Origin of the sequence: Streptomyces sp. 6N223 (assembly GCF_052246635.1) — a bacterium.
Taxonomy (GTDB): Bacteria; Actinomycetota; Actinomycetes; order Streptomycetales; family Streptomycetaceae; genus Streptomyces.
This window is the reverse complement of record NZ_JBQQCA010000088.1, coordinates 1-16,890: the sequence shown is the minus strand read 5'-3', so window position 1 is coordinate 16,890 and position 16,890 is coordinate 1. Positions and strand designations below refer to the sequence as shown.

Below are 16,890 nucleotides of genomic sequence, written 5' to 3'. Positions count from 1 at the left end.
GCCCGCCCGCCCCCGGTAGGGGATCCTTCCGTGGGGGACGGGAGCTTGGCCATCGCAGGCGCAGGCGCAGGCGCAGGCGCGCCCGGCGCCGTTGGCGGCGGAGCCTGCGGCGCGGTCGGCAGGCCGGGGGGCACGGCAAGCCCGGGCTGCGCCGACACCCCCTGCGGGGCGGGCGGGCCGGCCGCGGTGACCGCGCCCGGCAGGGCGGCCGCGGCCGCGCCGGGGTGGGCCGCGCCGCGGACCGTCGCGGCCAGCCGGGTCGCCAGGTCGGCGGCCGTGGTGGCCTCCTCGACCCTGACCAGACAGTCCTGCGGATCCCGCCCCTTGCGGACCAGCGTCACCAGGACCTGCATCGCCTGCGCCCTCCTCTCGCACACGCGCGTGTGCGAAACCTACGGACGTAATCACGCCACCATCACCGGCGCGGTTTCAGCTCGCGGTCATGGAAAGGGCGATCACGGAACGACAATCACGGACAATCACGGAACGGGGATGCGCACCGCCATCGGGATGCCGTCGCCGAGGTGGAGGATGCCGTTGCCGGGCTGCGGCTGCGCGACGGCCGCACTGCGCGGCAGCTTCGTGCCGATCAGCTCGCCGTGCCGGTGGGTCTGCGGCGACAGCAGCACGCCCCGCCGCGCCTTCTTGACCTCCGCCTGCCAGCCGGTGAAGCCGCTGCACACGCTCTGCGCGTCGCCGGACAGCACGATGGCCCTCCCCTGCTCCGCCCCGCGCAGCAGCACGCCCCGCAGCTCCTCGTCCGCCTTGCAACGCCGGTAGTCCTCGGCGTCGTCCATCAGCAGCACGATGGGGTCCTCGGGCGTCGAGCCGCTCAGCAGCTCCGCGACCTCCTCGTTGGTCAGCGCCTCGGCCGTCGTCATGCCCACCACGCCCTGCTCGCCCTCCAGGTCGCGCACCGGGGAGACCCGGGGCGCGGCGATGGCAAGCCGCGTCCCCTGCCGCAGCAGCGACTTCGCCAGCACGCACAGCGTCGCGCTGCGGCCCGACTTCGGCGGGCCGGCGATGACGAAGCTGCGGATGCCGGAGGCCAGATCGGGCCCGAAACCGGTCAGCTCGTCGCCGCCCACGCCGATCAGGCCCCACAGCGGCGAACGCGAGGCGTCCGGGTCGCGCATCTCCCAGGCGTCGTCGAAGGTGAGCCGCTTGGGCAGCACGTCGAGCCGGAACGGCCGCCGGGAGCGCGGCACATCCGCGTCGCGCGCCCTGGCCGCGTCCGCGATCTCCGTCAGCGCCGCGGCCTGGCCCTGGCCGGACAGGTCCTCGCCGAGCGCGGCGATGTGGATCTCCGTGGCGGTGCGGGCCCGGAACAGCCGGCCCGGCGGGATCTCCTCCGGCATCTTCCGCGCGTTGAGGCCCGCGATGGTGTAGTCCGTGCGGTTCGACATGCGGAAGACGAACTTGTCCTCGCTCAGGCTCGCGATCCGCCCGGCGAACACCCGCTGGTCGCCGGTGATCAGCACGTGCACGCCGACGCTGGCGCCCTCGCGCAGGATCAGGAACAGCTCGTCGGTCAGCGCGCTGTTGTCGATCTCGCCGAGCGAGGCCAGCCAGCCCTCCCAGCGGTCGACCAGCACCACGATGTGCGGCAGCCGGTTCTCCGGCTGCGCCGCCCGCCGCTGCTCGCCGATGTCGGCCAGCGCGTCGGCCGCCAGGATCTCCTGCCGCCGCGCCACCTCGTCCTTCAGCCGCCGGATCAGGCGCTGGGCCCGCTCGGTCTGCTGGCCCGGCCGACCACCGCGCCGCAGTGCGGCAGCCGGGCCAGCACGTTCATCGCCCCGTTGCCGCAGTCGAAGGCGTAGAGGTGGACGTCCTCGGAGGAGCACGTCCGCGCCAGCGAGCCGGCGACGGTGCGCAGGAGCTGGGAACGCCCGGTGCGCGAGGCGCCGCCGATGAGCTGGTGGCCGAGGGACCTGAAGTCGATGGTGAGCGCCCTGCGGGCCTGCTGGTCGGGCAGGTCCTCCACGCCGTACGGCGCAGGCGGCAGCTCGCCGGGGCCCACGGCCGGAACCGGCGGCAGGTCGTCGATCAGCACCACCTCCGGCAGCGGCGGCAGCCACGGGCTGTGCTGGGCGGGCAGCCCCAGCTGGGCGTTGGCCTCGATGACGGCCTCCACCAGCACCCGCAGGTCGGTGTTCTCGTCGTCCTGCCGCTCCTCGCCCGGCGGGCGCTTCAGCTCCGAGCGGCCCAGGCCCGTCCACTCCAGCGTGCTGGTCCACGGCCGCGACACCGCCGGGTCCACCGCGCCGGGACGCCGGCCGCCGACGCGGCCGGACTGGAACGGCACCAGCGACGCGTGCCCCAGGCGCACGAACGCCCGGCCCGGCGTGTTCTTGGCGATGAGGCTGGCGTCCGGCGCGTCGATGACGTCGGTGGACTCGCCCTGGTCGGTCACGCGCAGCGCGATCCGCAGGTTGGTGTTGGCGCGGATCTCGGGAGAGACCACGCCGGAGGGCCGCTGCGTCGCCAGCAGCAGGTGGATGCCGAGGGAGCGGCCCCGCTGGGCGATGTTGACCAGGCCCTTGACGAAGTCGGGCAGCTCGCGGGCCATCGAGGCGAACTCGTCGATGACGATGAGCAGGCGCGGCATGACCTGGTGCCGGCCCGGCTCGCGGCGCATCAGGTCCTGGTAGTCCTCGATGTCCTTGGCGCCCACCTCGGCGAGGATGTGCTCCCGGCGCGTCAGCTCCGCGCCCAGCGAGCGCAGCGCCCGCTCCACCAGGTGGTTGTCGAGGTCGGTGACCATGCCGACGGTGTGCGGCAGCTGCACACAGTCCTTGAACGCCGAGCCGCCCTTGTAGTCGACGAGGACGAACGTCATGTTCTCCGGCGTGTTGGCCACGGCCAGCGAGGCGACGATCGTCTGCAGCAGCTCCGACTTGCCGGAGCCGGTGGTGCCCGCGATCAGGCCGTGCGGCCCGTCCCGGCGCAGGTCGATGGCGAACGGGCCGTCGTAGGACTCGCCGAGCACCGCCACCGTGGACTGGCCGTCGGACCGCCAGCGCCCCACGATCGCGGGCGGCGTGGGCGGCTCGAGCTGCAGCACGTCCAGCAGCCGGCTGGAGGTGGGCAGCGACGCGTCCTCCGACTCGCCGCTGATGTCCCGCAGCGGCGAGATGGATCGGGCCAGCAGGTCGCACCACTCGGGCGACACCAGGTCGGGGCGTACGCCCACGATCCGCGGCTCGTCGGCGCGCTCCACCCGGAGCCGGTCGGTGCGCGCGGGCCCGGGCTGGGCCGCGGCGGGGGAGGACCAGCCCGGGACGGGCGGCGTCCCGGGCGGCGGCGCCACGCCGGGCACCCCGGGCGGCGGCGCCATGCCGCCGGGACCCGCCATTCCGGGCGGGCCCGCCGGACCGGGCGGCGGCGCGAAGCCGGCGTGGAAGTGGCCCTGCTGGAAGCCCTGCTGGAACGGCCAGGCGCCGTTGGCCTGCTGGGCGCTGGAGTCGGCGACCACCACGGCCTTGCACTCGCCGGGCAGGAACCGCTCCTCCTCGTCCAGGCACATCGCGTACATCGACACCGCCGGCCCCTCGCGCAGCAGCTGGATGACGCCGGGCAGCGTGCGCATCAGGCGCGAGCCGTCGAAGACGACCACGATGTCGGGGTCGACGAAGCCCTGGACCCGGCCCCGGTTCTTCTTCACCGCCTGGAGACGGGCCTCCAGCATCCGGGACAGCTCGGCTATCCGGGCGCCGACGGTCTCCGCGTCGGTGCCGATCAGCACGTTGGTGTCCTGCTCCATGGTGGGGCGGCCGTGCGGCAGCCAGCGCAGCCACTCCCAGCTCCGCTGCCCGGAGTTGTCCGTCAGCACGTACACCTGCACGTCGACCGGGCTGTGCAGCACGGTGAGCTGGCCGACCGCCCAGCCCGCCATGGAGCGCACCGTCTCCTGCGGGGCGGCGAACCCCACCACGCCGTACTGGCGCAGCGAGACGGTGACCGGCGCATCGTTGACCTTCCAGGTCACCTCGCGCTTGTGCTCGTCCTGCTCGGGGTCGGTGAGCACCACCTCGGAGTCCAGGTCCTGGGTGCCCACCCGCAGCAGCAGGTGGTCCTCGTCGGTGCGGCGCCGCTCCCACAGCCGGGTGCGCGGCCCGGTGGCCGCCGACAGCACGGTCGCCGGGTCCGGCGCGGCGTGCCGGCGGGCGAACCGCTCGGCGACCAGCGCCTCCTGGGCGTCCCTCTCGATGCGCGCCTTGTGCTCCTCGTACTCCTTGAGCCGCTCGGCGTACTTCTTGCCGCCCCGCTTCTTGTTCATCAGGTAGTTGGCGAGCAGCATGATCGGCGTCAGGAACGCGATCAGCAGGAAGATCCAGCGGTCGCGGATCATCGCCATCATGACGGAGCCGACCAGCGGAACCATGGCCGTGACCCACGGGATGGGCCGCTTGTCCGGCTCCTCGGGCGGCTTGGGCAGCCGGTAGTGGTTGGGGCGCTCCGGCGGGCGCAGCCGCGGCGGCCGGTTGTAGTCCAGGCCGGCGCCGTCCTCCGAGACCCGCAGCGCGGCGTCCGGCGGGAAGTACGGCATCAGCTCCAGCAGCGAGTCCCCGGCGGCGACCTGGGCGCCCAGCGGCCACGGCACCGGGCCCGGCGCCCCCGACGGCTCCTCGCCCTCGATGGTGAACGCCGTGCTGTGGCCGGTGACGTCGCAGCTGCCGTCGGCCATGACGCGCAGCGTGAGCGCGCGCTCGGCGAGGGCCGGGTCGTTGACGCGCAGGGCGGCGTACGGCCCGCTGCCGATGTCGAAGCGGCCAAGGCCCAGCCGGTGCACGGCCCCCGCGCCGGGCCCGCCGGTGACGCGGATCTCCACGGCGCCGTGCGGCTCGGGCGGCGGGCAGCCCTCGGCGTTGTGCAGGCTGACGACGACGCCCTCGCGCAGCGGCGAGCGCGCCAGGGTCAGCGCGGGATCGACGGGCGCGCCGTCGACGAAGACCGGGGGCGCGGAGGGGGCGTTGTGGATGGTGGGCGGCAGGTGCGGCGGGCCGCCGGGGGCGGGGGAGGCGGCCATGCCCTGGTGCCAGCCGCCGGCGTGCTGGGCCTGCGCCGGGGCCTGGGGGTACGCCTCCTGATGCGGATACGCCTGCGCCCGCGGCTGCTGCCGCGGCGGCGGCGGAAGGCTGCCGCCGACCAGCCCGACGAGGGTGGGGACGAGATCGGCGACCGGCGTCTCCGGCTCCGCGTCGAGCACGGCATCGACTCGGCGCTGCCCGATGGGATCCACGACCGTCAGCGACAGGCGCAACGCTCTTCACTCCCCCCGCCGGGGTTTACCACTGGCACGGCCCCCGTGCACAACGTGACTGTCGGACTTTCGGTCAGCCTAACGGACAGGGCCGACAGCGGTCCCTGGCCGTGACGCCGGGGCCGCGCCCCGGCGTCACGGCAACCGGCCCCGGCTCAGCCGGTGAAGTTCACGTCGCTGCAGAAGTAGTAGGACTGGTCGAGGTGGCTGGCCTGCCAGACCGTGTAGACGATGTGGTGCCCGGTGCGTCCCGGCGCGTTCACCTCCACCGGGGTCGAGGTGCCCGTGGGCACGCTGCCCGTCTCCGTGACGAGTTCGAGGTCGTCCCAGGTCAGGGGCTGCGTGGTCGGGTCGAAGCCCTGCTTGGTGACGTAGACGCGGATGTAGTCGGCGCCGTGCGAGGAGTTGTCGAGCAGGTTGAGGGTGAAGCTGTTGGGCCGGTCCACGGCGTGCCACGCCCCCGGCTCGTCGAGCGCCGCGTACCGGCCGTCGAACGTCAGGCCGCCACTGCACAGCGTCCCGTCGGGCACGGCAGCCTGGTGGTTGCCGCCGACGCCCTCGCGCAGCAGGCCGTTCCAGTTCCACATGGCGTCGGGGTTGGCCTGCCATGCCTGGTAGCACATCGGGTCTTCGGTTTCCATGGCCGGGTCCTGCCAGCTGCCGGACCAGCGGGTGTAGCAGTCGTACGCGCGCGCCGGCGGGTCGCTGACGGCCCCGTGCGCCGATGCGTTGCCGGTGCCGAGGGTGGCCACCATCGTCAGGGAGGCCCCGAGGACCGCCAGCGCGCGCCACACGGTGGATCTGCCGAGCGAGAGCATCTGTAACGCCCCATCTCCGTGGTTGATGATGTCGGTTGAATCGATGGGAGCGCTCCCATCGACGGGACGCTAGCAAAGGCGGCGGCGTCTGTTAAGACACCTCGACATCGGCGCGACGCCACAGTTGTCACAGCCGTGTACCACCCACAGGCAGGGGCCTGCGTGATGTCGGCGGCGGCACGTATGCTGCCGAGCAGACGCACACATGGGGGCGCGGCATCCGGTTCCGGGACCGATACCCCATCTAACTTCCCGAACAGAACTGGACTGTTGAAGCAGAAAGGGGCTCGCCATGGGCGACGGCCGCGATGGGATGAATCTCACCTACGACCAGATGCACGACGCCGGCGATCATCTGATCTCCGAGCACGAGCGGCTGCGGGGTGAGCTGGACGACATCAAGACGTACGTGGACGACCTGCTGGAGGACGGCTTCACCACCCAGCAGGCGTCGGGCGCGTTCGGCGACTCCTACACGGAGTTCACCGAGGGGGTCAAGCAGATGCTCGAAGGCATGGAGGGCATGGGGAACTTCCTGCACTCCGCCGCCGACGGCCTGGAGGACCAGGACGCCGAGTACGCGTCCCAGGTCAGCGGCAGCTGACCCCGAGCGGACCCCGAGGGGTGCGGGGCGGCGCCGTGCGTGTGACGGCGCCGCCCCGGCAGGTCCGCGGAAGGGGGAGGCAGGCGAAGCGAAGAGGAGAGGAAAGAGGACGCGATGGAACCGGCAGGCAGGACGTACGCGCCGGCGCCGGATGAGGCGCCCGAGGCCGAGCCCAGGGCCGAGCCCGCGACCCCGGCCGCGCCCGCGCCCGCGGTACCACTCGTCGCGCCCCGCGCCGCCCAGCAGCTACCGGCTCGTGGCGCCGCTGGAGTGGTACCGCATCCCCCTCGCCTCGCCCGACGCCCGCGAGCGCTCGGTGCGCGCGCTGGTGGACCGGACCCTGCCCAACCGCGACGAGTTCGCCACCAAGCGGCACGAGCTGAAGCAGCTCATCGACAACCTGACCTGGGAGGCGGCCTCCAAGGACGGCCTGGAGATGTATCTGTCGACCCAGACCGTCCTCGGCGTTCCCATCTCCGCCAGCCTCGTCGTGACGGCCGAGTCCCCCGACGAGGACAGCGGGATCGGCGTGATCCCCGTGCGGCTGATGGCCGAGGCCCAGCAGGACAAGTACCCGCAGGCCGAGGTCGAGGTCGTCGACCTGCCGGCGGGCAGGGCCGTGCGGGTCCGGCGGCAGGAGAGGCCGCAGGACGCCAGCGACCTGGGCCTGCCCGAGGGCAGGACCTCGACGCTCCTGACGTACTTCGTGCAGATTCCGGAGAGCCCCACGCACCTGGTGCTGTCGTTCAACACGCCGCTGACCGAACTCGCGGACGCGCTCGTGGAGCTGTTCGACGCGGTCGCCCACTCCCTGACCTGGGAGTGGCGTTAGCCGCCGGTCCGACAGCCCGGACAGTGACCACCACCGACCGACCAACAGACGAACGGGGAGAGGCAGCATGTCTGGTGAACCCGACCTCGTCATCAACTACGACGAGATCGAGGACCTCGGCACCGGCCTGGAGACCATCCGCAGCGAGCTGGAGAACTCCGAGGACATCGCCGACGAGTACGCCGAGGACGTCAGCCACGGGGACCTGGCCGACGCGCTGGAGGAGTTCGCCGACAACTGGTCGGACAAGCGCGGCGAGATCATCGAGGAGATCGGGAACCTCGCGGAGATCGCGCGGAGCGTTGGCGAGGGCTTCAGCACCATGGACCTGCAACTGGCCGAGTCGACGCAGCCCGAGGAGGCCTAGCCGTGGTTGATCCGCCAAGAGCCAGCGACTGGTCGCCGCTGACGGACGGGGAGGATCCCGTTCCCGGGGACTGGGAGGCGGTCAAGGAGGCCGCCGAGCGGTACCGGAACATGGCCGACCTGATCCAGCGCGTCTCCGACACGCTCGACTCCGTGCACGAGGACACCCAGCGGTGGAAGGGCGAGACCGCCAACGCCTTCCGCGATCGCTCCACCGACCTGAGCGACTCGGTGATCCGGGCCAAGGGCCGGTACCAGGAGGCGGCGGACGCGCTGGACGAGTACTGGCCGGCCCTCAAGACCGCCCAGGAGGACAGCGAGGAGCTGCGCACCCAGGCCGTCGCCGAGCAGGACACGCTCGACACCTATGGCCCGCTGGCCGAGGAGACCGAGGACGAGGACGCCGAGAACCACGACCAGCACCAGGGCTACCAGGACCAGATCGACACGGCCAACACCAACCTCGGCAACCTGCGCTCCCAGCTCAACACGCTCGTCGACGACAAGAACACCGCCGCCCAGAACGCGGCGGACCGGATCAACGAGTTCATCAGCAACGACGGCCTGAAGAACTCCGGCGGCCTGTGGGGCGCGTTCCAGGACTTCATGGGCACGGTCGGGCAATGGGCCGGCACCATCGCCGGATGGGCGGGCATCGCGTCCATCTTCCTGGGATGGGTCCCCATCCTCGGACAGGCGCTGGTGATCATCTCCGTGGTCGGATCGGCCATATCCCTGGTGGGCAACCTGGTGAACGGCAACTTCGCCGCCGCCGGCCTGGACGCGCTGGGCATCCTCACCGGTGGCGTCGTGGGCGCCCTGAGCAGAGGGGCCCGCGCCGCCGGCGCCGCCAACCGGCTGAGCGCGTACTCCAACATCCTGGCGCGGGGCCGGGGCACGATCCCGCGTTCGACCCGCGTGACCAACGCCCGCATGATGGGCGGCGGACGCAACGCCCTGACGGCCGCCCGGGACTCCACCCGCGCCGCCGCGCCCAACGGCTTCTCCAGCTTCGCCCAGCAGACCGGCCGCAACATGTGGCACAACGCCACCTTCCGCGGCGGCGGCCCCTCCGGCTTCGTCTCCGGCATCAGCGACATGCGCACCCTGGCGCAGGGCGGCGAGCTGGCGGCCTCGACGGTGCGTGCCAACGCATACCTTTACGGGGGCATCGCGACCGGCGGCATGATCGACTGGAACTCGACCGGCACCGCGCCGTGGGGCCAGATCCCGTGACACCGAGGGGGATTGCCGATGGCTGACGTCATGGCCTCGTTCACGACGACCACCGTGGACTGGATACCGCTGCCCGTCGATGACCCCGACGGCGCGGACCAGGTGGCCCGCGAGGTCGCGGAGCGCGGCGGCGAACACGACAAGGACTTCGCCCGGGCGCTGCTGCCCGAGCTGAAGTCCCTCCAGGCCATCGCCCAGGAGCGAGGCGCCTCCCCGATGTCGGTGCAGATCCCCCTGGAACAGCCGTCCGCCCCGCCCTTCGTCACGGCCACGGCGTTCATGGTCTGCCAGCAGCCCCCCGACGCGGGCCGCTCGCTGGACGCCATCGCCGCGGTGATACGCGAGCCGCGCGACTGGCGCGTGCGCGAGCCCGACATCCGCAGGATCGAGCTGCCGCTCGGCCCGGCCTGCCGGGTGCGGGAACTCGCCACCGAGGCGGAGATGGAGGACGGGCGGCGCCTGCTGCTGGAGTACGTGACCTACTACGTCCTGACGGACGCCTACCCCGAGGGCGTCATCGAGTTCACGGTCACGTGGACCACGATCGGGGTTGCCGAGATCATGTCCCCGCTGGCGGACGAGATCGCGGCGACGCTCACGGTTGAGCCTGCGGAGCCCGCTCCTTCCGGTTACGCCGGAACAGCATGGCCAGGGTGAGGGAGCCGGCGAAAGCGACCAGCATCAGGGCGACCCAGCCCGAGAGCACGGCGTCGGAGTGCACCTCGCGCATGAAGCAGCCGAACCCGCTGAGGTCACAGCTGTCCGACTGACCCTGCCGCCTCGGCAGGGTCGAGGCCAGGGGCACGGCCGTCATGATCGTCACCAGGCCGCCGGCCACCGCGAAAGTCATGCGGGTGCGGCCCGAGAGCCGTAGCTGTGGCGGAGTCTGCTCCGGCCATGCGTAGACCAGGCAGGCGATTGCGATCAGCAGCAGAGCCAAGGCGTCGACGGCCCCCAGCGTCACCATGAAGCCGGCCGGGCCGCCGGGCCAGTCCTCGGCCAGAGAGATCAGGTCCTCGCCGAAGTTGATGGTCAGCAGGACCGCGACGACGAAGATGGGTATCGAGAAGAGAACGCCCTTGATCGCTACGCGCCGCTGCTCGGCCTCCGAGATGGCCACGTGATCCCCTTTCTCCTCTTACTGCTTGTCATGAGTGTGCCGGAAAACCAGGCCAGTAGGGCGGCTCCCACTGCGAGGACGAGCACGTGGCTGTAGAACCCGGCGTTCCCTGCCCCCGAGTGGTAGGCACGTATGACGCAGTCGAATGCGTCGACGTCACAGCTCGTTGGCTGCTCCCGTCGTCCGGGGATGGTCATGACGAAGGACATGATCGTCAGGATGAACGCCAGCAGGCCCACCATCGCGAGGGGAACGCAGACACGCGCCAAGGCGCGCAGCGACGGCGGGGTCCGCTCCGGGGCGGCGTAGATCAGCAATCCGAGGCTTAGCAACTGCAGGGACAGAGCGCTGACGGCGCCCAGCGTCACCATGAAACCGGTGTGCTCGCCTGGCCAGGATTCGGCCCAGGAGAGGAGAGTGCCGCCGAAGTTGACAGTGAGCAGGGCCGAGACGACGAAGCCGGGTATGGAGCAGATGGATCCCTTGATCGTTATCCGTCGCGCTTCGGCCTCGGGGATGGCCATGATGCTCCAGCCCTCCATGTCAGGACAATGGCACGTATAGTGCGCCGATCACGGGATCTGGCCCATGGGGCGGTTTTGGTGGAGTTCCAGTCGATGAGGCCGCCGAATACGAGGCCCCCGTAGAGGTAAGCGTTGGTGCGCACGGTCGAGGCGGCCAACTCGCCACCCCGTGCCAGAGTTGTCATGTCGCGGACACCGGAGACGAAGCCGGAGGGGTGTTCCGGTACCGCTCGGCGGCCTCCTTGACCGCTTCCCAGTCCCCCGGCACCGGATCCGTCCCGTCGTCCGTCAGCGGCGACCAGTCCCGCGCACGCGGCGGATCAACCACGAGTCCAAGTCCCCCCGGAATCACCGGATGGCACCAGACGGTCACTCACGATAACAGGGAGGACTGACGTCACGTCAGCGGAACGCCGCCCTGCACGACCTGGCGCGGCCGGGCCTCGTCCCACAGCGCCGTGAGGTCGGTCAGCGGATCGGTGGTGTCGAGGATGACGAGGTCGGCCCTCGCCCCGACCGCGATGCGGCCCAGGTCGGGGCGGTTCAGCAGACGGGCGTTGACGGAGGTCGCCGAGCGCAGGCAGGTCAGCGGGCCCGCGGCCTCCGTCTGGAGGCGGAGGCCGATGAGCTGGTCGTCCTCCAGGTCGCCCATCAGGTCGGTGCCGAAGCCGACCGGCACGCCCGCCGCGTGGGCGAGTTCGACCGCCTGCTGGCCGGAGTGCAGCACCTCCTCGTTCTTGATGCGGGCGAAGCCGGGCAGGCCGATCTCCTCGCCGCGCCGGCGCATCGCGTCGTACGTGGCCAGGGTCGGGACGAGGAACGCCCCGTGTTCCGCCATCAGGGCGGCGGTGGGCTCGTCCATCAGGTTGCCGTGCTCGATGGAGCGGACGCCGCCCAGGACGGAGTGGCGGATGGCCTCGGGGGAGTAGGCGTGCGCGGCCACGTACGAGCCGCGCCGCGTCGCCTCGGCGGTGACGGCGGCGACCTCCTCGGGGGAGTACTGGGCCGGGCGGATGGGGTCGGTCGGCGACATCACGCCGCCGGAGGTCATGATCTTGATGGCGTGCGCGCCCGTGCGGAAGCGTTCGCGGACCGCGACCCGGAGGTTCTCCACGCCGTCCACGACCTCGCACAGATGGCCGCCGTGCATGCAGATGTCGAGCTCGGCGGGGCGCGCGTCGCCGTGGCCGCCGGTCTGGCTGAGGGCCGGGCCGGTGTAGAGGTAGCGGGGGCCCGGGATCAGCCCGGCTTCCAGGGCACGGGCCAGGCCCAGGTCGCCCCCGGCCACGTCCCGCACCGTCGTGAAGCCGCGCGCCAGGGCGCGCCGCAGGCGCCGCGCACCCGCCAGCGCGAGGTAACTCAGCGGGCTTGCGTCGCATTCCAAGCCGTTGAGGGAGATGCCGTAGGCGTGGAAGTGGGCGTCGATCAGGCCGGGGATGACCGTGCGCCCGGCGGCGTCGATGACGCGCTCGGCGCGGGTGGCACGCTCGCCGGGGCCGGTGATGTCGGCGATGGCGCCGTCGTGGATGTGGAGGGAGGCCTCGGCGAGTTCGGCGGAGACGCCGTCGAAGACCAGGGCGTCGGTGATGGTCAGGTCGGTCACCGCGCCACCGTAACCCGCCGATTCGCCGCGCGGGCGGCCCCGGGCGAGGGCACGACGGCGTTCACGGCCCACCCCAGGCCCACCCGGAGCCCGCCGAGGCGGGCAGCCGATTTCTCTGCTCAGTAATATGTCACATGTGGCATGTATGGTGAGCCTCACCCGGACAAGGAGAACCGCATGAGCACCGCCGCCCCCAGCCAGCCCTGGCACGGCGTGAACGTCGCGACCGCCCTCCCCTACGACGCGCGGCTGGCGGTGGACTACGACGGCTACGCCGCCCACGTCGCCTGGCTCGCCGAGCAGGGCTGCGACGGCGTCTGCCCCAACGGCTCCCTCGGCGAGTACCAGAGCCTCAGCGACGAGGAGCGGACCCGCGTCGTCGAGACCGCCGTGGCCGCCGCGCCCGACGGGTTCACGGTGATGCCCGGCGTCGCGGCGTACGGCGCCCTCCAGGCCCGCCGCTGGGCCGAGCAGGCCGCCCAGGCCGGCGCCCAGTGCGTGCTGCTGCTGCCTCCCAACGCCTACCGCGCCGACGAGCGCACGGTCGTCGCCCACTACCAGGAGGTCGCCAAGGCGGGCCTGCCGATCGTCGCCTACAACAACCCCCACGACACCCGCGTCGACCTCACCCCGCCCCTCCTGGCCCGCCTCCACGCCGAGGGGTTCATCGTCGGCGTCAAGGAGTTCAGCGGCGACGTGCGCCGGGCGTACCAGATCCGCGAGTTCGCCCCCGGCCTCGACCTCATCATCGGCGCCGACGACGTGCTGCTGGAGCTGGGCCTGGCCGGGGCCGTCGGCTGGGTCGCCGGGTACACCAACGCCCTGCCCGCGGCGACGGTCGAGCTGTACCGACTGGCGACGTCCGACGACCCGGCCGACATCGCCCGCGCCCTGCCCCGCTACCGGGACCTGCACCCTCTCCTGCGCTGGGACTCCAAGCCCGAGTTCGTCCAGGCGATCAAGCTGTCGATGGACATCGCGGGCCGCAGGGGCGGCGAGTGCCGTCCGCCGCGTTCGCCGCTGCGCGAGGAGGCCGCGGCCGCCGTGCGCAGGGCGACCGAGGCCGCCCTGGCGGCGGGATACAGGTGAGACGAGACTGACGCCATGCGTTCCCAGCGCGTCTTCCACACCGTCGAGAGCCATACCGAGGGCATGCCGACCCGCGTCGTCACCGGCGGCGTCGGCACCATCCCCGGCGCGAGCATGGCGGAGAGGCGGCAGTGGTTCATCGACAACGCGGACCACATCCGCACCCTGCTGATGTACGAGCCGCGCGGCCACGCCGCCATGTCCGGCGCCATCCTCCAGCCGCCCACCCGCCCGGACGCGGACTTCGGCGTGCTGTTCATCGAGGTGTCCGGGCTGCTGCCGATGTGCGGCCACGGCACCATCGGCGTCGCCACGGTGCTCGTCGAGACGGGCATGGTCGAGGTCACCGAGCCGGTGACCACCATCCGGCTCGACGTCCCGGCGGGCCTGGTCACCGCCGAGGTCGCCGTCGAGGACGGCGTCGCCCGCAGCGTGACCATCCGCAACGTCCCGGCGTTCACCACCGCCCTCGACCGGAAGGTGGAGGTGCCGGGGCTGGGGGAGGTGGCCTACGACATGGCGTTCGGAGGGAACTTCTACGCCATCACCGAGCTGGAGGCGTTGGGGCTGCCCTTCCAGCGCTCCGCGAAGGACGAGCTGCTGGCCGCGGGCATGTCCATCATGAAGGCCATCAACGCCGCCGACCCGCCCCGCCACCCCACCCGCCCCGACATCCACGGCTGCCACCACGTCTACCTGGCGGCGCTCGGCTCCAACGCCACGCACTCGCGGCACGCCATGGCCATCCACCCCGGCTGGTTCGACCGCTCGCCCTGCGGCACCGGCACCTCCGCCCGCATGGCGCAGCTCCACGCGCGCGGCGAGCTGGGGCTTCATCAGGACTTCCTCAACGAGTCGTACATCGGCAGCCGCTTCACCGGACGACTTGTCGACACGACCACCGTCGGCGGCGTCGAGGCCGTGGTGCCCACCATCACCGGGCGCGCCTGGATCACCGGCACGGCCCAGTACCACCTCGATCCCACCGACCCGTTCCCGGCAGGGTTTCTGCTATGACCTCTATGGCCAGTTCGACTAGTTCGACCAGCTTTACTGTTCTGAAGAAGCGGGAGAGCCTGCGCGAGGCGGTGGCCAACGCCCTGCGCGCGGCGATCGTTTCGGGCGAGATGGAGTCGGGCGTGGTCTACTCCGCGCCCGCGCTCAGCGCCCGCTTCGGCGTCTCGGCCACGCCGGTGCGCGAGGCCATGCTGGACCTGGTCCGCGAGGGCATGGTCAGCTCCGTCCCGAACAAGGGCTTCCGCGTCACCGAGGTCTCCGAGAAGGATCTTGACCGCATCACCGAGCTGCGGCTGCTGATCGAGCCGCCGACGATCCGGCGTGTGGTGCCGCTGGTTCCCGAGGCGGATCTGGGGGAGCTGCGGCGGATGGCGGGCGAGATCGTGACGTACGCCGGGCGCGGCGACCTGATCGGCTACACCGAGGCGGACCGGCGCTTCCACCTGGCGCTGCTGGCGTACAGCGACAACCCGCGGCTGGTCGACACCATCGCCGGGCTGCGCTCGCAGACCCGGCTGCTGGGGCTGGCCTCGCTCTCCGGGCGCGAGCTGAGCGACTCGGCGGCCGAGCATTTGGCGCTGATGGACCTGATCGAGGCCCGGGACGCGCAGGGGGCGTTCGAGCTGATGAACCGCCACATCGGACACGTGCGGGGGAAGTGGGCGGCGGCCAGGGACGAGTCATGACCACGGACGTCGCCCCGGACGTGGTCGTGGTCGGGGCCGGGGTGATCGGCGCGGCCACGGCCTGCTTCGCGGCGCGCGCCGGCCTGCGGGTGGTGGTCCTGGACCGCGGGCCGGTGGCCGGCGGCACCTCGGGGCGGGGCGAGGGCAATCTGCTGGTCTCGGACAAGGAGGCCGGGCCCGAGCTGGATCTCGCCCTGCTGTCGCGGCGCGTGTGGCGGGAGGAGCTGGGGGAGCACGGCGCGCTGTGGGAGTACGAGGACAAGGGCGGGCTCATCGTCGCCGCGACGGAGGCGAGCGCGGCGGAACTGGCCGAGCTGACGCGGCGGCAGCGCGCGGCCGGGGTGAACGCCGTCGACCTGGCCGGGCCCGAGCTGGCGGCGTACGAGCCGCACCTGGCGCCGGGCCTCGCGGCCGGGGCGTACTACCCGCAGGACGCGCAGCTCCAGCCCATGCTGGCGGTGGCCCACCTGCTGCGGCTGGCGCGGGAGTCGGGCAACGCGGAGATCCGCACCGGCGGCGGCGCGGAGGTGACCGGCTTCCTGCACGGGCGCGGCGGGCGGATCACCGGCGTACGCACGGCGGGCGCGGGCGCGCTGCACGCCGGGCGGGTGGTCAACGCCGCCGGGCCGTGGGCCGGTTCGCTGGCCGGGCTGGCCGGCGTCCGGCTGCCGGTGGAGCCACGGCGCGGCTTCGTCCTCGTCACCGAGCCGCTGCCGCCGGGCACGGTGCGGCACAAGGTGTACGCCGCGGAGTACGCCGGCGACGTCGCCAGCCCGGACGCGGGGCTGGCCTCCTCGCCCGTCGTGGAGTCCACGGCGTCGGGCACGGTCCTCATCGGCTCGACGCGGGAGCGGGTCGGCTTCGACGCGACGCTGTCGCTCGCGGCGCTGCGGGCGCTGGCCGCCGGCGCGGTGGGGCTCTTTCCGGCGCTGGCGGGGGTGCGGGCGATGCGGGCGTACGCCGGGTTCCGGCCGTACTCGCCGGACCACCTGCCGGTCATCGGGCCCGACCCGCGGGCGCCGGGCCTGTGGCACGCGGGCGGCCATGAGGGCGCGGGCATCGGGCTCGGCGCCGGGACGGGGTGGCTGCTGGCGCAGGCCCTCGCGGGGGGCGAGCCGGAGCTGGATCTGGGGCCGTTCGCGCCGGAGCGCTTCGAGAGGGAGGAGCGGTTTTGATCATCACCTTCGACGGAGCCCCGCTCACGGCCCGTCCCGGGCAGAGCGTGGGCGCGGTGCTGACCGAGCACGGCATCAGGTCGTGGCGTACGACGCGGCGTGAGGGCGCGCCGCGCGGGCTGTTCTGCGGGATCGGGGTCTGTCACGACTGCCTGATCACGGTGGATGGGCGGGCGGGGGAGCGGGCGTGCGTGGTGCCGGTGCGGGATGGGATGGAGGTGAGGAGCGCGTGAGCGGGTTGAGCGGGTTGAGCGTGTTCGACGTGGCGGTGGTGGGGGCGGGCCCAGCGGGGCTCGCGGCGGCGGGGAGCGCGGCGGGCGCCGGTCTGCGGGTGGTGGTCGTGGACGCGGGGGAGCGTCCGGGTGGGCAGTTCTGGCGGCATGCGGAGGGGGATGACGGGGCTTCGCACCACGGGTGGCGCGAATTCGGGCTGCTGCGCGCAGGGCTGAAGGGTGTCACGTACCTGCCGGGGCATCAGGTGTGGACGGTGGCCCCGAACGACGGCGCTCACCCCCGGGTGGGGTGCCGGGGTGTGGGCGGCGAACGGGGGCCGGGGC

15 protein-coding genes and 2 pseudogenes are annotated in these 16,890 nt (G+C 72.5%); 11 read left to right on the top strand and 6 right to left on the bottom strand.

The features are described 5' to 3' along the window. The 3 genes and pseudogenes from ACTWQH_RS31495 to ACTWQH_RS31485 form a co-directional block, all read right to left on the bottom strand. A pseudogene (locus ACTWQH_RS31495) lies at window positions 1-353 on the bottom strand (hypothetical protein); the annotation flags it as partial. Window positions 354-479: 126 nt separating this feature from the next. After that, window positions 480-5,263: pseudogene (locus ACTWQH_RS31490) on the bottom strand (FtsK/SpoIIIE domain-containing protein). A 155-nt stretch (window positions 5,264-5,418) separates the two neighbouring features. Further along, the gene (locus tag ACTWQH_RS31485) at window positions 5,419-6,081 is read right to left on the bottom strand and encodes a lytic polysaccharide monooxygenase auxiliary activity family 9 protein (protein WP_443290229.1); all 663 of its coding nucleotides are present in this window, start codon (window positions 6,079-6,081) and stop codon (window positions 5,419-5,421) included. A 292-nt stretch (window positions 6,082-6,373) separates the two neighbouring features. Between ACTWQH_RS31485 and ACTWQH_RS31480 the strand changes: the two genes are divergently transcribed. The 5 genes from ACTWQH_RS31480 (at window position 6,374) to ACTWQH_RS31460 (ending at window position 9,776) form a co-directional block, all read left to right on the top strand. Then, window positions 6,374-6,685, top strand: a complete 312-nt coding sequence (locus ACTWQH_RS31480; RefSeq protein WP_443290228.1) for a WXG100 family type VII secretion target — start codon at window positions 6,374-6,376, stop codon at window positions 6,683-6,685. A 256-nt stretch (window positions 6,686-6,941) separates the two neighbouring features. Next, window positions 6,942-7,517 (top strand): hypothetical protein, encoded by a 576-nt coding sequence (locus ACTWQH_RS31475; protein WP_443290227.1) that lies wholly within the window; start codon window positions 6,942-6,944, stop codon window positions 7,515-7,517. A 67-nt stretch (window positions 7,518-7,584) separates the two neighbouring features. Next, window positions 7,585-7,884: a hypothetical protein gene (locus ACTWQH_RS31470; RefSeq protein ID WP_443290226.1), complete on the top strand. Its 300-nt coding sequence runs from the start codon at window positions 7,585-7,587 to the stop codon at window positions 7,882-7,884. 2 nt (window positions 7,885-7,886) lie between these two features. Further along, entirely contained in the window at window positions 7,887-9,119 is a 1,233-nt protein-coding gene (locus tag ACTWQH_RS31465) for a putative T7SS-secreted protein (RefSeq protein ID WP_443290225.1), read from the top strand. Between the two features lie 18 nt (window positions 9,120-9,137). Beyond that, window positions 9,138-9,776, top strand: a complete 639-nt coding sequence (locus ACTWQH_RS31460; protein ID WP_443290224.1) for a hypothetical protein — start codon at window positions 9,138-9,140, stop codon at window positions 9,774-9,776. On the opposite strand, the gene ACTWQH_RS31455 is transcribed toward ACTWQH_RS31460, so the two are convergent. The 3 genes from ACTWQH_RS31455 to ACTWQH_RS31445 form a co-directional block, all read right to left on the bottom strand. Then, a complete protein-coding gene (locus ACTWQH_RS31455; protein ID WP_443290223.1) occupies window positions 9,715-10,239 on the bottom strand; it encodes a hypothetical protein in 525 nt (174 codons plus the stop codon). The two genes, ACTWQH_RS31460 and ACTWQH_RS31455, sit on opposite strands and share 62 nt — an antisense overlap. Next, window positions 10,206-10,763 (bottom strand): hypothetical protein, encoded by a 558-nt coding sequence (locus tag ACTWQH_RS31450; protein ID WP_443290222.1) that lies wholly within the window; start codon window positions 10,761-10,763, stop codon window positions 10,206-10,208. The genes ACTWQH_RS31455 and ACTWQH_RS31450 overlap by 34 nt, the downstream gene beginning before the upstream one ends. A 397-nt stretch (window positions 10,764-11,160) precedes the next feature. Continuing rightward, window positions 11,161-12,366, bottom strand: coding sequence for an amidohydrolase family protein (locus ACTWQH_RS31445; protein ID WP_443290221.1), 1,206 nt, complete (start codon window positions 12,364-12,366; stop codon window positions 11,161-11,163). A 177-nt stretch (window positions 12,367-12,543) separates the two neighbouring features. Here ACTWQH_RS31445 and ACTWQH_RS31440 point away from each other — a divergent pair, with 177 nt between their 5' ends. The 6 genes from ACTWQH_RS31440 to ACTWQH_RS31415 all read left to right on the top strand — a co-directional run. Next, window positions 12,544-13,455 (top strand): dihydrodipicolinate synthase family protein, encoded by a 912-nt coding sequence (locus ACTWQH_RS31440; RefSeq protein ID WP_443290220.1) that lies wholly within the window; start codon window positions 12,544-12,546, stop codon window positions 13,453-13,455. Window positions 13,456-13,470: 15 nt separating this feature from the next. Continuing rightward, window positions 13,471-14,472, top strand: coding sequence for a proline racemase family protein (locus ACTWQH_RS31435; RefSeq protein WP_443290219.1), 1,002 nt, complete (start codon window positions 13,471-13,473; stop codon window positions 14,470-14,472). Window positions 14,473-14,477: 5 nt separating this feature from the next. Further along, entirely contained in the window at window positions 14,478-15,158 is a 681-nt protein-coding gene (locus ACTWQH_RS31430) for a GntR family transcriptional regulator (RefSeq protein WP_443290218.1), read from the top strand. Beyond that, complete coding sequence (locus ACTWQH_RS31425) at window positions 15,155-16,333, top strand: NAD(P)/FAD-dependent oxidoreductase (protein WP_443290217.1); 1,179 nt, start codon at window positions 15,155-15,157, stop codon at window positions 16,331-16,333. Before ACTWQH_RS31430 ends, ACTWQH_RS31425 begins: the two co-directional genes overlap by 4 nt. Continuing rightward, window positions 16,330-16,566, top strand: coding sequence for a (2Fe-2S)-binding protein (locus ACTWQH_RS31420; protein ID WP_443290216.1), 237 nt, complete (start codon window positions 16,330-16,332; stop codon window positions 16,564-16,566). The genes ACTWQH_RS31425 and ACTWQH_RS31420 overlap by 4 nt, the downstream gene beginning before the upstream one ends. Further along, window positions 16,563-16,890, top strand: a 328-nt coding sequence (locus ACTWQH_RS31415) for an FAD-dependent oxidoreductase (protein ID WP_443290215.1), incomplete at its 3' end; no start/stop codon positions are given. The genes ACTWQH_RS31420 and ACTWQH_RS31415, both read left to right, overlap by 4 nt.

What these genes read in the sequence shown, in the direction of transcription:
- ACTWQH_RS31485 (WP_443290229.1), bottom strand. Translation starts at nt 6,081, where the DNA reads ATGCTCTCGCTCGGCAGATCCACCGTGTGGCGCGCGCTGGCGGTCCTC.
- ACTWQH_RS31480 (WP_443290228.1), top strand. Translation starts at nt 6,374, where the DNA reads ATGGGCGACGGCCGCGATGGGATGAATCTCACCTACGACCAGATGCAC.
- ACTWQH_RS31470 (WP_443290226.1), top strand. Translation starts at nt 7,585, where the DNA reads ATGTCTGGTGAACCCGACCTCGTCATCAACTACGACGAGATCGAGGAC.
- ACTWQH_RS31460 (WP_443290224.1), top strand. Translation starts at nt 9,138, where the DNA reads ATGGCTGACGTCATGGCCTCGTTCACGACGACCACCGTGGACTGGATA.
- ACTWQH_RS31450 (WP_443290222.1), bottom strand. Translation starts at nt 10,763, where the DNA reads ATGGCCATCCCCGAGGCCGAAGCGCGACGGATAACGATCAAGGGATCC.
- ACTWQH_RS31440 (WP_443290220.1), top strand. Translation starts at nt 12,544, where the DNA reads ATGAGCACCGCCGCCCCCAGCCAGCCCTGGCACGGCGTGAACGTCGCG.
- ACTWQH_RS31435 (WP_443290219.1), top strand. Translation starts at nt 13,471, where the DNA reads ATGCGTTCCCAGCGCGTCTTCCACACCGTCGAGAGCCATACCGAGGGC.
- ACTWQH_RS31430 (WP_443290218.1), top strand. Translation starts at nt 14,478, where the DNA reads ATGGCCAGTTCGACTAGTTCGACCAGCTTTACTGTTCTGAAGAAGCGG.
- ACTWQH_RS31425 (WP_443290217.1), top strand. Translation starts at nt 15,155, where the DNA reads ATGACCACGGACGTCGCCCCGGACGTGGTCGTGGTCGGGGCCGGGGTG.